This is a genomic window from Streptomyces sp. NPDC031340 (genome assembly GCF_055569945.1).
Window position 1 is genome coordinate 1 of record NZ_JBVIIE010000079.1, and the last position, 13,108, is coordinate 13,108.

The following is a 13,108-nucleotide window of genomic DNA, read 5'->3' on the forward strand; positions in this document are numbered from 1 at the left end:
GTGGTTGGCTCTTTGGCTATGGCTGTGGTCGTCTCCCCCCCGGCCCGCCCCCCCCCCCCCCCCCCCCCCCCCCCCCCCCCCCCCCCCCCCCCCCCCCCCCCCCCCCCCCCCCCCCCCCCCCGCCGCACACCCGAACGACACCGTCCGTCCATGGCACGCGATCAGGGAGAGGGCATGGCCCCGCGCACGAACGACACCCCGCCGACGCGGAAGAACGACGACCCGCCGACGGGGAAGCAGGGCCCCGCGCCGACGGGTATGCCCAGCCCCACACCAGCGGGTGCGCCCGACTCCACGCCGACGGGGAAGACCGGCTCCGCACCGGCGGGGAAGCCCGACTCCACGCCGACGGGTAAGCCCAGCTCCGCGCCGACGCGGGAGAACGGCTCCACGCCGACGGGGAAGCCCAGCCCCACACCGACGGGGAAGCCCAGCTCCACACCGGCGGGGAAGCCCGACTCCACGCCGCCTCCCGCGCCGCGGGCCGGGCATCCCGGGACCGGGAGCGCGGAGGACGCCCCGGACGAGCGGGTCGCCGCCGTGCGGCGCATGGCCACGGTCGGGCGGCGGGTGCGCGGGCTGCGGCTCGGAGGGTCCGCGCTGCTGCTGGCCGTCGCGCTCACCGCGGGTTCCCTCGCCGTCGGGGCGCTGCGCGGCCACCCGGCACCGGCTGCGGCCGCCGCGCCCGGTGCCCTCTCGCCGGCGCTGCTGAACAGCGGCGACCTGGACTCGGGCATCGCCGCCCTACAGTCCCATCTCCGCGCGCAGCCACGGGACTTCGGCGGCTGGGCGACGCTCGGTCTGGCGTACGTCGAGCAGGCCCGCACCAAGGGCGACCCCTCCCGCTACCCCCAGGCCGAGAAGGCCCTGGAGCGCTCCCTCGACGTGCGGCCCGGCAACGACCAGGCGCTCGCCGGCCGCGCGGCCCTCGCCGCGGCCCGTCACGACTTCGCGGGCGCCCTGTCCTACGCCGACAAGGCCCTGCGGCAGAACCCCTACAGCGAGCGCGCGCTGTCCTCCCGCATCGACGCCCTCGTCGAACTCGGCCGCTACACCGCCGCGTCGAAGGCCGCCGACACCGCCGACTCCCGGCGTCCCGGCGTCCCCGTCTTCACCCGCTACGCCTACGTGCACGAGCTGCGCGGTGACGTGAAAACCGCCCGGCGGGTGCTGGAGCAGGCCCTCGCCGGGGCCGCCACGCGCGGAGACGTCGCGTACGTCGCCACCCAGCTCGGCCAGCTCGCCTGGAACCAGGGCGACTACGCGGACGCGCTCACCCGCTACGCGCGCGCCCTCGCCGCCGACGAGGACTACCTCCCGGCCCTCGAGGGCCGCGCCCGCGCGCAGTTCGCGAGCGGCGACCGGGCCGCGGCGATCAGGGGCATGGAACAGGTCGTCGCCCGCTACCCGCTGCCCGGCCCGCTCGTCGTCCTCGGCGAGCTGTACGAGGACCGCGGCGCCGCCGGTGACCGGGCGCGGGCCGCCGAGCAGTACGCCCTCGTCGACGCCTGGATCGCGCTCGCCCGCGCCAACGGTGTGGACGCCGATCTGGACACCGCCCTCGCCGCCGCCGACCACGGCGACCGGGCCGCCGCCCTGCGCGCCGCCCGCGCCGAGTGGTCCCGCCGCCGCACCGTGCACACCGCGGACGCCCTCGCGTGGGCGCTGCACGTGAACGGGCGGGACGAGGAGGCCCTGCCCTACGCCCGCCGGGCCACCGCGACCGGCTACCGCAACGCGGTCTTCCTCTACCACCGCGGCATGATCGAGCGCGCCACCGGCCACGGCGACCGGGCCCGCGCCCTGCTGCGGGCGGCCCTGCGGCTGAACCCGGGCTTCTCCCCCCTGGGCGCCGGCGAGGCCCGCGCGGCACTGGGGGCGAGCCGGTGAACCCCCGTCGTCTGCTCGCCTCCTGCGCGGCCGTCCTCACGGCCGCCTGCGCCCTGGTCATCGTTCCCTCCCCGGCCGCGAGCGCGCATCCGCTCGGCAACTTCACCGTCAACCGCTACGACGGTCTGGTCGCCGCCCCCGGCCTGCTCCGGGTCGACCACGTCGAGGACCTCGCCGAGATCCCGGCGACCCAGGCCGGGCCGGACATCGAGCGGCTCGGGCTGGCCCGGTGGGCGCGGCAGCGGTGCGCCAAGGCGGCGTCCGGCAGCAGGGTCACCGTCGACGGACGCGCCACCGCCCTCACCGTCGGCGCCGGTCACGCGCGGCTGCGGCCCGGGCAGGCGGGGCTGCACACCCTCCGCGTGGAGTGCCGGCTCACGGCACCGCTGCCGGGCGGCAGTGTGACGCTCGGTTTCCGCGGCGCGGGCACGGCCTCCGGGCCCGGCTGGCGGGAGATCACCGCCCGCGGCGACCGCATGACGCTCACCGCGTCGGACGTGCCGAAGACCTCGGTGTCCCATGAACTGACCCGGTACCCGCAGGAGTTGCTGTCCTCCCCCGCCGACACCGTGACGGCCGCCCTGCGCGTGCGTCCCGGCGGACCGGCCCTGGCCCAGGACGAGCGGCCCGCCCCGGCCGCCTCCGTGCTGCCGCGCGGCGCCGACCGCTGGACGCGCGCCCTGGACTCCCTGGTCGCCCGGCACGACCTCACCGTCGGCTTCGCCGCGCTCGCCCTGCTCGTCGCGGTCGTGCTCGGCGCGATGCACGCGCTCGCCCCGGGCCACGGCAAGACCCTGATGGCCGCGACGGCGGCCGCCCGCGGGGGCCGGGCCCGGCCGCGGGACGTCCTGCCGCTGGCCGCGTCGGTGACGGTCACCCACACCCTCGGCGTGGTCGCCCTCGGTCTCCTGGTCACGGCCGGCTCCGCCGCGGCGCCCTCGGTGATCGCCTGGCTGGGCGTGGCGAGCGGCGCCCTGGTGACGGTGGCGGGCGCGACCCTGGTGCGCCGGGCCTGGCGCAACCGCGCACCCGGATCCACGCACGGCCACGCGCACGGCCACGCGCACGGCCACGGACACAGCCATGACCACGGACACGGGCAACACCCCCACGAGCACCAGCACGAAGACGCCCACGCCCACGCTCATGACCACGGCCACTCCCACTCCGAGGACCACGATCACGGCCACCCCCACGGCCACTCGCACGACCACCCCCACCCGCACACGGTCGAGCACACGCACGGCGGATTCACCCACTCCCACCCCACCGCTCCCACCCTCCGCGGCACGATCCTGCTCGGCTTCGCCGGGGGGCTCGTGCCCAGTCCGTCCGCGGTCGTCGTGCTGGTAGGAGCCGCGGCCCTGGGGCAGGCATGGTTCGGTCTGCTGCTCGTGGTCGCCTACGGCGCCGGGCTCGCCCTCACCCTCACCGCGGCCGGAATCGCCGTCGTGAAGCTGGGTACCGGCATGAACCGGGTGCTGGACCGCCGCCCGCGCTGGACGTCCCGTCCGGCGGCGGCACTGGTGCGCCGGACGGCTCCGCTCGGCTCGGCGTTCCTCGTGGTGGCGCTCGGAGCCGGATTGGTCCTCAGGGGGGCGGCATCCGCACTCGGCTGAGCTACTTTTGTGGAGAAATCACGCGGAGCGGAAACCGCACGCGGACGCGAAGGGGGCGCGCACGTGTCCGAAGAACCGGGCGGTGAACGGCTGATCGCGGGCCGCTACCGCCTGCTGTCCCCCCTCGGCGAGGGCGGCATGGGAACGGTGTGGCGGGCCCGGGACGAGGTGCTGCACCGGGAGGTCGCCGTCAAGGAGGTGCGGGCGCCCGCCGGGCTGCCGGCGCCGGACGTCGAGCGGATGTACGCCCGCCTGGAGCGCGAGGCGTGGGCGGCGGCCCGGGTCTCCGACCGCAACGTGGTCACGGTGTACGACGTGGCCACGCAGGACGCCCGCCCGTGGATCGTGATGGAGCTGGTCCGGGGCATCTCGCTGGCCGAACTGCTGGACGCCGAGGGCCCGTTGACTCCCGAGCGGACCGCGCGCATCGGTGCCGAGGTGCTGGCGGCGCTGCGGGCCGCGCACGCGGCCGGGGTGCTGCACCGGGACGTGAAGCCGGCCAACGTGCTGATGTCGAACGACGGCCGGGTGGTGCTCACGGACTTCGGCATCGCCATGGTGGAGGGGAGTTCGGCGCTGACCATGACCGGCGAGGTCATCGGCTCGCCGGAGTTCCTCGCGCCGGAGCGGGCGCTGGGCCGCAGGCCGGGCCCGGAGTCCGATCTGTGGTCGCTGGGCGTCCTGCTGTACGCGGCCGTCGAGGGCAACTCCCCGTTCCGCCATGACACCCCGTTGAGCACCCTGCGCGCTGTCGTCGACGACGAGTTGCCGCCGCCGCGCCGGGCGGGCGCGCTCGCCCCCGTCATCGAGGGGCTGCTGCGCAAGAATCCAGCCGAACGGCTGTCGGCCGAACGGGCCGAGCAGGACCTGCGGCTGATCGCGGCGGGCGGCACCCCGCGCACGGACGCGATGGCGGCGTCGCCGTACGCGCCGACCGTCGCGGGGTTCCCCGACCGGCAGGGGGCGACCCCGCCGATGCCGTACCCGGCCGGCCGGACCGAGTCCGGCGCCGCCCCTGGGAGCACCGCGGACACGGCGCCGCCGGGCCGCGACCGCCGGGCCGTCGCAGTACTGATCGCCGGCCTGCTGGTGGTGGCCCTCGCCCTGGCCGGGCTGACGTACGCGCTGCTCGACCGCGGCGACGGGGGCGGGAAGACGGGCGGCGACACCACCGGTCCGCAGGCGGGGAGTTCGCCGGCCGCCACCCGCCGCGAGTCCGGCGGCGGGGCCACCGGCCCCACTCCGACGCCGAGCGGCAGCGGCAGCGGCAGCGGCAGCGGTACGACGGCTTCCGCCCCGGCGCAGTCGGTGAGCGTCACGCTGACGGGCTCGCACACCGACTACTCCGGCGCCTGTCCGCCGGCCGGGAGCGAGGCGCCCGCCTTCACGGCGACCATCACCGTGGGCCGGCTTCCGGCCGAGGTGAGTTACCGCTGGCTGTCGAAGGACGGGCACGTGGTGGACACGGGGTGGAAGACCCTGTCCTTCCCGGAGGGCGGCGGCCGGACCAAGCAGGACACGGCGTCCGTGACGGCCTACGACAGCACCGGGACGCTCCGCGACGCGGTCAGCGTCGAGGTGCGTTCCCCGGTGCGCGCGACGTCCGGTTCGGTGCCGTTCTCGGTGACGTGCGTGGCGGAGACCCCGTCGAGCGAGACCTCCGCCGGCGCTTCCGGCTCGGCGACGCCCTGAGGATCAGACGCCGTTGGCGAACGCGGGCAGGTAGCCGCCGGAGTGACCGGCCGCGGTGGGGTGGTACGACTCGCCGATGTTCGTCCAGTTGACGCTGTTGAGCCAGGAGCTGCCGGAGCAGATCTCGTGACCGGTGAAGGTGGTGCGGACGTCGCCGAAGGTGAAGCCGTGGTCGGCGACCGCCTTGGCGATGACCGTGTCCATGTGGTCGGCGGCGGCGTTGATCGCCGTCCGCTTGGTCTCGGACAGACCGATGCAGGTGGTGCCCAGCTTGTAGAAGCGGGGGTAACCCAGGACCACCACATGGGCGTTGGGCGCCTTGGAGTGGATCGCGGAGTAGACGTTGTCGAGGTTGCCGGGCAGCGTCGAGTCGATGTACGAGTTCGCGGTGGCGATCCGCGACAGGCAGGTGCTGTCGGACGAGAGCACACAGGTCGTCATGACGTCGGCGAATCCGGCGTCGTTGCCGCCGATGCTGATCGAGACCAGTCCGGTGGACGAGCTGAGCGAGCCCAGCTGGTTGGCGAGGACATCACTCGTGGTGGCGCCCGAGCAGGCGTTGAAGTCGAAGGACGAGGGTGAGTTGGCGGTCGCCCACAGGTAGGGGTAGGCCTTCGTGCTCCGCTTGCAGTCACCGCTGGAGCTGATGTACGTGCCCGTGCCGACCCCGGAGGAGTAGGAGTCGCCGAGGGCCACGTAGCCGCCGGTCGCGGACGCGTGCGCCGCCGTGGCCCCGGTAAGGGCCGCACCGGCGGCGAGAAGGATCGAGCTGATGAACACCGCAATACGCGAACGTCTCATGGAACCTCTCCTTTAGCAGGATCTCCGCCACAACGTTGGTACCAGCTACGCGCGTTGACGGGAAGTGTCCATGTCAAAAATGCTGAGACTTCGACAGTTTCCGCGCCCGGCTTCACCCGATCGTGATTACGTGTTCATGACATGCCGGTTGACAATCCCTCAACTCAGTGAACGACCAAGGCCGCATCCCCCGGACCTTTGCTCGCTTTTGAATGCGGAGGTGGGGAGGAAGCGGAAGAATCTCCGGGCCCCATGACCTTGACGTCCCCTCAGGCGATACAGCCGGGCAACAGGACGGAGGGGACACAACGGACCACCCGGTCGCGATCCAACACGCCCGGCGCGCCAAGCAAACCGGGTGCACGGGACGCCCCGGTGCCGGATCATGGGCGCCATGTCTGCGAACCCATACGACGCTCTGCCGGTCCGGCTCAACGTCGACGACAGCGACTCGCCGTCCGACGTCGTCGACGCGCTGTTCCTCGGCCGCTTCGCGACGGGCGAGCAGCCGTACTCCCACGCGGCGAACATCGACCGCGTGCGGTCCGGGGCGACGCTGCTGCCGCCCGGCGCGCGGGTGCTGCGGGTGGCCCGCGACGACGACCGCAGCGCCACGCTGGCGGAGGGCGACGGCTGGACGCTGCTGGTCTCGCGCTGGAACCGGGGCGCCGACGTGACGGTGACGGCGACCACCGCCGAGCTGGCGAAGAAGGTCCTCGACCAGGCCACGGACGGCGCCGCGGACGAGCCCGAGCCCCAGCCGGAGAACGTGACGATGGGGTTCTGGTACGTCTCCCCCCGCCGCGGCCCGCACCGCACCACCCGGCAGATCTCGGCGGGCACTTGGGACGAGGTGCGGGAGAACTACACCGCACCCGTGGCGGACGCCATGGACCGCCTGATGAAGACCACGCCGCAGGACATCGCGGGCCGTCTGCTGCTGCTGCACGGCCCGCCGGGCACCGGCAAGACCTCCGCGCTGCGCACCCTCGCCCGGTCCTGGCGCGACTGGTGCCAGGTGGACTGCGTACTGGACCCCGAGCGCCTGTTCTCCGACGTCGGGTACCTGATGGACATCGCGATCGGCGAGGAGGACGCGGCCGGCAAAGGCCGCTGGCGCCTGCTGCTGCTCGAGGACTGCGACGAGCTGATCCGCGGCGAGGCCAAGCACACCGCGGGCCAGGCGCTGTCCCGTCTGCTGAACCTGACCGACGGCCTGCTCGGCCAGGGCCGCAACGTACTGGTGGGCGTGACGACCAACGAGGACCTGGAGCGCCTCCACCCGGCGGTCGTCCGACCCGGACGCTGCCTGGCCCGCATCGAGGTCGGCCGGCTGACCCGGCGCGAGGCGGTGAACTGGCTCGGCAGCGAGGAGGGCGTGGGCCGCGACGGGGCGACGCTGGCCGAGCTGTACGCGCTGCGCCGGGGCACCTCCCCGACGGCGCTGCCGGAACCGCGGGACGGCGCGGAGGCCGGGCTGTACCTGTAGGACCTGCCCGCGGCCCGGATGCTTTCATGGCCGTATGACCCTTTTGGTCGGAACATCCGGATGGCAGTACAGGGACTGGCGGGGCGTGCTCTACCCGGCCGGGTGCCCGATGCGGCTGTGGCTGGAGGAGTACGCGCGGAGTTTCGCGACCGTGGAGCTGAACAACGCGTTCTACCGGCTGCCGGCGCTGGAGACCTTCGAGAGCTGGCGGGAGCGGGTGCCGCCGGACTTCGTCGTCGCGGTCAAGGCCAGCCGCTTCCTGACCCACATCAAACGCCTGCGGGAGCCGGAGGAACCGGTGCACCGGCTGATGACGCGCGCGGCCGGCCTCGGTGACCGGCTGGGCCCGGTGCTGCTCCAGCTACCGCCGACCCTGAGAGCGGACGCGGGCCTGCTGGACGCCTGCCTGGCCCGCTTCCCGTCCGGGACGCGGGTGGCGGTGGAACCGCGCCACGACTCGTGGTGGACGCCGGAGGTCCGCGGGGTGCTGGAGCACCGGGGTGCGGCCCTGTGCTGGGCGGACGTGCTGGCCCGCCCGCTGACCCCGCTGTGGCGGACCACGGACTGGGGCTACGTGCGCCTGCACCAGGGACGCGCCCGGCCCTGGCCGCGTTACGGCCGGCGGTCCCTGGCGACCTGGGTGGACCGGATCACCACCGTCTTCGGTGACGCCGAGGACGTGTACGTGTACTTCAACAACGACCCCGGCGGGGCGGCTGTGGCCGACGCGGCGGTCTTCGGGCGGGCGGCGGCCAGGGCGGGGCTCACCGTCACCCGAACCCCGAACCGCCTGCCGACCGCCGCCGGGCCCTGACCGTTCCCGGCCTGCTCCAGCCGGATCGGTCCCGGCCCGGTCAGTCCCGGATCGGTCCCGGGGTCTGGTCACTCCCGGATCGGTGCCGGGGCCTGATCACTCCCGGATCGGCCCCTGTCCGATCGACCCCTGCCGGATCGGTCCCGGCCTGACCGGTTCCGCCCGGTCAACCCCGGACACGATCCGGGCCGGCCTGAGACCGGCCTGGTCAGTCCCGTTCGTAGGCCGCCCGCAGGGCGTCCCGGACGGCCGCCAGGGCGTCGTCCTGCGTCAGCCCCAGCCGCCGGGCCCGCTCCGCGTACGCCTGGGCCGCCGCCGCCAGTTCCCGCTCGGCGGCCGAGCCGGCGGCGGCCACGAACGTGCCGTTGCGCCCGCGCGTCTCGATCACCCCGTCGCTCTCCAGCGCCCGGTACGCCTTCGCCACGGTGTTCGCCGCGAGCCCCAGCGACTCGGCCAGCCCCCGCACGGTCGGCAGCCGGTAGCCCACGGGCAGCGCACCCGACCGCGCCTGCTCGGAGATCTGTGCCCGTACCTGCTCGTACGGCGGGGCGGTGTCGTCGATGCGGATCTTCAAGGTCACCGCTCGATTGTCCCGCACCCGCCGGAAAATCAGAGGCACCCCGGCAGACCCTCCGCGTACCGTGCGCGCATATGACACTGATCGTGCGCGACCTCCGTCCCGACGACCGGGCCGACGTCGAAACCTTCGCCCGGGTACGGCACCTCGCCCTCCCCTTCATCCTGTGGACCCCGGACGCCGTCCTGCACCACCTGAACCACTCGCACCCCGACGCCCACTTCGCCTCCCTGGTCGCCGAGGAGGACGGCGAGGTCATCGGCACGGCCCAGGTGAGCCTGGTCCACGACAGCCCGGAGCCCGGCCAGGGCCTGCTCAACATCTACGTGCACCCCGGCCGGACCCGACGCGGCGCCGGCGGGCTCCTGGTCCGCGCGGCCGAGGAGCACCTGGCCGCGCACGGGGCGACGAAGCTGTTCGCCTGGGTGCTGGACACACCGGCCGACCGGGCCTTCGCCGAACGGCACGGCTACCACGCCGGCCGCTCCGCCCACTTCTTCCGGCTGGACCTCGCCGGCGGCACGCTCCCGCCGCTCACGCCCGCGCCGCCGGGAGTCGAGCTGCGCACCGCCGCCGACTTCGCGGACGATCCGCGCCCGCTGTTCGAGCTGGACGCGGAGACGATGTCGGACGAGCCGAGCGACATCGACGCCGAGTTCGCCGACTACGACAACTGGATCAAGGTCAGCTGGCAGCACCCGCTGCTCGACCGGGACCTGACCACGGTCGCGGTCGTCGACGGCCGGCCCGCCGCCTTCACCGTCGCCTACACGGACCGGGCCGGACGCTATTCCACCGCCATGACCGGCACCGCCCGCGCCTTCCGCGGCCGGGGCCTGGCGAAACTCGCCAAGAACGACTCCCTGCACCGGGCCCGCGCGGCCGGGTACACGGAGGCGTACACCGGCAACGACACCGGCAACGAGCCGATGATCGCGATCAACAAGTGGTTCGGGTACGAGCGGTGCGGTACGGAGGTGCGGTATGTCCGCGAACTCGGCTGAACCGGCCCGGGAACTGGACGTCGTACTCGTCAAGGCCGGTCGGACGAAGATCCGTTACGCGGCGGGGCTGCTCGGCGACGACGGCACCCGGATCGCGGTCCGCGCGCCCTGGGCGGGTGACGGCGTGCGCGACTTCGGGTTCGTCCGCTTCGAGGAGGGCGACGTCTTCACCGAGTACTACTGGCGGGACCGCTGGTACTCCGTGAAGGAGGTACGGGACGCCGACGGCCGGCTGAAGGGCTGGTACTGCGACATCACCCGCCCGGCCGCGCTCACCGGCGTGGAGCTGGTCGTCGAGGACCTCGACCTGGACCTGTGGCGCTCCGCGGACGGCACGGACGTACGCCGTCTGGACGAGGACGAGTTCGCCGACAGCGGGCTGGCACACAGCGACCCGCGGGCGGCGGCCGCCGCCGTGGCCGCGCTGGACGGACTGGAGGCGCTGGCCCTGCGGCGCGACGGCGCCTTCGAGGCGCTGCTGGACTGACGCGGGCCCGTCGGTCATACCCGCGCCACCACCGCGTACCGCTCGTCGTGCACCTCCTTCCCCCACAGCAGCGGGTCCCCGGACAGCCGCTCCACGCGCACCTCGCCGGCGAGCGGGGCGAGGAACGCGGTGAGGCGGTCGGCGGGTATCCCGACCGGAGCGACCGTCCCCCACACGCCCTCCACCAGCACCAGCCGCCCTCCGGGGCGCAGCAGCCGGCGCCAGCGCCGCAGGGCGCGGCCGGGGTCGGCCAGCGCCCACAGCACATGACGCACCAGTACGACGTCGAAGCGCCGCTCCGCCACCGGCGGCAGCGCGGCGTCGCCGACGAGGAACACCGCGTCACGCCCGGCCGCCTTCGCCCGCGCGAGCGCGATCATGGCGGGCGAGCGGTCCACGCCGGTGACGCGGTGTCCCTGCTCGGCCGCGAGGAGCGACATGCTGCCGGTGCCGCAGCCGAGGTCGAGGACGTCGCTCGCCGCTGCGGGCAGCCAGGCGGTGAGCCGGCCGGCCCAGGCCCGGCGCACCTCCGGATCGCGCAGACCGTGATCGGGCTCGTCGTCGAAGGCGGCGGCCCGTGCGTCCCAGTCCACATCCGCACCGGTCAGGCCCTTGTCGTGGAGAGTCATGGGCCCCAGAGTGACACCTGCCACTGACAATCGATTCGTGACAGCGGCCACTGACAGACCACCGTGGATGAGTCAGGCTCGCGAAAAGGGTCTACCTCCGTGACATCACGGAACCCGGTAGGCACTGAAGGAGGCAGCCATGCGCCGTACCACCGTGCACAAGCCCCTGAAGAGGACGGACGCCCGCCGGATCCGTGAGGAGGCCGACGAACGCCCCGCCGGACGCCCGGAGGTGCGCAAGGACATCGCGCGCACCTGGTGGCCGGACGGGTGATCAGCCCGGCCCCGCCCCGCCCTCCAGCCGCTTGCGGTAATGGACGCGGTCGTACGGCCCGTCCTGCCTCCGTTCCACGACCTCGTACCCGTAGCGCGGATAGATCCGCTGGTTCTCGAACATCAGCGCGTTCGTGTAGAGCCTGATCTCGGACAGCCCGAGCGCTCGCGCGTGCGCGTCCACGAAGTGCAGCAGCCGCCGCCCCACGCCCCGTCCGCGGGCGTCGGGGTGGACGGCGACGCTGTCGAGGAACAGGTGGTCGTCGTGCGCCTCGACGACCACCAGACCGACCACGGGATCGCCCGTGACGAACACCCTGCCCGCGGCCACGTCCGCCGCGTGGTCCGCCCGCACGGGCGCCGGCACCACTCCGATGCGCGCCAGGTAGGGGTGGTACGCGGCGTCGGTCACGGCCCGCACGGCCGGCACGTCGCCGGCGGTGGCCGGCCGGATCCCCTGCTCCGTCATGGCGTGCACGCTACCTACCTCAGCGCAGCCTGAGCACTCCCTTAACGGCACCATAAGGATCTCCCCCACCGGCCTCCGGCAGGCGATTCCACGGTTTCCCGGCGCTACTTTCGGATCGCCCCCACGGGTTCCGCGCCACGGGTCCCGCCCCGCGCGTCACGTCGAGGACCGTCTCCGAGGAGTTCCCCGCATGCCCGCACGCCGCCGCAAGGCCGCCGTCGCCGTCGCCGCCCTCGGCGCGGCCCCGCTCGCGCTGACCGCCCTGGCCGCCGCCCCGGCGTCCGCGCACGGCTCGATGGGCGACCCGGTCAGCAGGGTCGCCCAGTGTTACGCCGAGAGGCCCGAGAGCCCGAAGTCGGACGCGTGCAGGGCGGCGGTCGCGGCGGGCGGCACGCAGGCGCTCTACGACTGGAACGGCATCCGCATCGGGGACGCGAACGGACGGCACCGGGCGCTGATCCCAGACGGCAAGCTGTGCAGCGCGGGCAACGAGGAGTTCAAGGGGCTCGACCTGGCCCGCGCCGACTGGCCCGCGACCGGCGTGAGCAGCGGCTCGTACACCTTCAGGTACCGCGTGACCGCCCCGCACAGGGGCACGTTCACGGTGTACATCACCAAGGCCGGCTACGACCCGGCCCAGCCGCTGGCCTGGTCCGACCTGGATCTGGAGCATCCGGTGGCCACGGCCACCGACCCGGTCGCGTCGGGCGGCCGCTACACCTTCTCCGGCACGCTTCCGCAGCGCTCCGGCAGGCAGTTGCTCTACGCGATCTGGCAGCGCTCGGACAGTCCGGAGGCGTTCTACTCCTGCTCGGACATCTCGTTCGGGGGAACCGACGGCGGCGCCGCGACGGCCGGTCCGTCGCCGGCCCCGAGCGCGTCCGCGCCCTCCGAGGAGCAGATCGAGGACGGCGCCGGCAGGTCGACGGTCGAGCACCACGGCCACGGCGACGACGACGCCCGTACCTCCGCGCGGCCTGCCACCACTACGGCCACCACCGCGGACGGCAGCGCGGACGGCCGTGTCCCGGACGCCGTCGCGGCCGACGCGCCGAGGGCGGCCGGGGCCGGGCGGCGCCTCGCCGAGACGGGCGGCGACGGCAGCGCCCCGTACCTCGCCGTGGGCGGCGCGGCGGCCCTGGCGCTCGGCGCGGCGGCCCTGTTCGTCTCGGGCCGCCGCCGCGCGGCCGCCGGGCGGCACGGCCGCTGACCGCTTCCCCGTACCCCTTCAGGACGCTGCCCCTTCAGAACACGGTGCCCCTTCAGGACGCTGCCGGACCGCGGCGGGGCCGGGGGGGGGGGGGGGGGGGGGGGCGGGGGGGGGGCGAAGCACGGGGGAGACTAGCGACTAGAAAAAAGTGGGG

General features: G+C 74.3%; 13 protein-coding genes. 9 read left to right on the forward strand and 4 right to left on the reverse strand.

Features of this window, described 5'->3' with window-relative positions; genetic code table 11:
* Nucleotides 1–150: 150 nt before the first annotated feature.
* From ACZ5GT_RS37440 to ACZ5GT_RS37450, 3 genes are all read left to right on the forward strand, one after another.
* On the forward strand, nt 151–1,890 hold the full coding sequence (locus ACZ5GT_RS37440) for a tetratricopeptide repeat protein (protein WP_469035513.1): 1,740 nt from the start codon (nt 151–153) through the stop codon (nt 1,888–1,890).
* Nucleotides 1,887–3,509 carry an urease accessory protein UreH domain-containing protein gene (locus ACZ5GT_RS37445; RefSeq protein WP_469035515.1) on the forward strand — a complete coding sequence of 541 codons (1,623 nt, stop codon included), beginning with the start codon at nt 1,887–1,889 and terminating at the stop codon, nt 3,507–3,509. The genes ACZ5GT_RS37440 and ACZ5GT_RS37445 overlap by 4 nt, the downstream gene beginning before the upstream one ends.
* Nucleotides 3,510–3,572: 63 nt before the next feature.
* Entirely contained in the window at nt 3,573–5,201 is a 1,629-nt protein-coding gene (locus tag ACZ5GT_RS37450; protein ID WP_469035516.1) for a serine/threonine-protein kinase, read from the forward strand.
* A gap of 3 nt (nt 5,202–5,204) precedes the next feature.
* Here the strand turns inward: ACZ5GT_RS37450 and ACZ5GT_RS37455 are convergent, their stop codons facing one another.
* Nucleotides 5,205–6,002 (reverse strand): SGNH/GDSL hydrolase family protein, encoded by a 798-nt coding sequence (locus tag ACZ5GT_RS37455; RefSeq protein WP_469035518.1) that lies wholly within the window; start codon nt 6,000–6,002, stop codon nt 5,205–5,207.
* Nucleotides 6,003–6,396: 394 nt separating this feature from the next.
* Between ACZ5GT_RS37455 and ACZ5GT_RS37460 the strand changes: the two genes are divergently transcribed.
* The gene (locus ACZ5GT_RS37460; protein ID WP_469035520.1) at nt 6,397–7,491 is read left to right on the forward strand and encodes a DUF5925 domain-containing protein; all 1,095 of its coding nucleotides are present in this window, start codon (nt 6,397–6,399) and stop codon (nt 7,489–7,491) included.
* 34 nt (nt 7,492–7,525) lie between these two features.
* Nucleotides 7,526–8,305, forward strand: a complete 780-nt coding sequence (locus ACZ5GT_RS37465; RefSeq protein WP_469035522.1) for a DUF72 domain-containing protein — start codon at nt 7,526–7,528, stop codon at nt 8,303–8,305.
* Between the two features lie 208 nt (nt 8,306–8,513).
* Here ACZ5GT_RS37465 and ACZ5GT_RS37470 read toward each other — a convergent pair whose 3' ends face one another.
* Entirely contained in the window at nt 8,514–8,885 is a 372-nt protein-coding gene (locus ACZ5GT_RS37470) for a GntR family transcriptional regulator (RefSeq protein ID WP_469035524.1), read from the reverse strand.
* A gap of 71 nt (nt 8,886–8,956) precedes the next feature.
* On the opposite strand from ACZ5GT_RS37470, the gene ACZ5GT_RS37475 reads away from it, so the two are divergent.
* Entirely contained in the window at nt 8,957–9,886 is a 930-nt protein-coding gene (locus ACZ5GT_RS37475) for a GNAT family N-acetyltransferase (protein WP_469035526.1), read from the forward strand.
* Nucleotides 9,867–10,373, forward strand: coding sequence for a ribonuclease FAU-1 family protein (locus ACZ5GT_RS37480; protein WP_469035528.1), 507 nt, complete (start codon nt 9,867–9,869; stop codon nt 10,371–10,373). Before ACZ5GT_RS37475 ends, ACZ5GT_RS37480 begins: the two co-directional genes overlap by 20 nt.
* Before the next feature lie 14 nt (nt 10,374–10,387).
* On the opposite strand, the gene ACZ5GT_RS37485 is transcribed toward ACZ5GT_RS37480, so the two are convergent.
* On the reverse strand, nt 10,388–11,002 hold the full coding sequence (locus tag ACZ5GT_RS37485; protein WP_469035530.1) for a class I SAM-dependent methyltransferase: 615 nt from the start codon (nt 11,000–11,002) through the stop codon (nt 10,388–10,390).
* Between the two features lie 139 nt (nt 11,003–11,141).
* Here ACZ5GT_RS37485 and ACZ5GT_RS37490 point away from each other — a divergent pair, with 139 nt between their 5' ends.
* Entirely contained in the window at nt 11,142–11,276 is a 135-nt protein-coding gene (locus ACZ5GT_RS37490) for a hypothetical protein (protein WP_360758008.1), read from the forward strand.
* On the opposite strand, the gene ACZ5GT_RS37495 is transcribed toward ACZ5GT_RS37490, so the two are convergent.
* On the reverse strand, nt 11,277–11,744 hold the full coding sequence (locus ACZ5GT_RS37495; protein WP_469035535.1) for a GNAT family N-acetyltransferase: 468 nt from the start codon (nt 11,742–11,744) through the stop codon (nt 11,277–11,279).
* Nucleotides 11,745–11,934: 190 nt separating this feature from the next.
* Between ACZ5GT_RS37495 and ACZ5GT_RS37500 the strand changes: the two genes are divergently transcribed.
* Entirely contained in the window at nt 11,935–12,954 is a 1,020-nt protein-coding gene (locus tag ACZ5GT_RS37500) for a lytic polysaccharide monooxygenase auxiliary activity family 9 protein (RefSeq protein ID WP_469035538.1), read from the forward strand.
* Nucleotides 12,955–13,108: the final 154 nt, after the last annotated feature.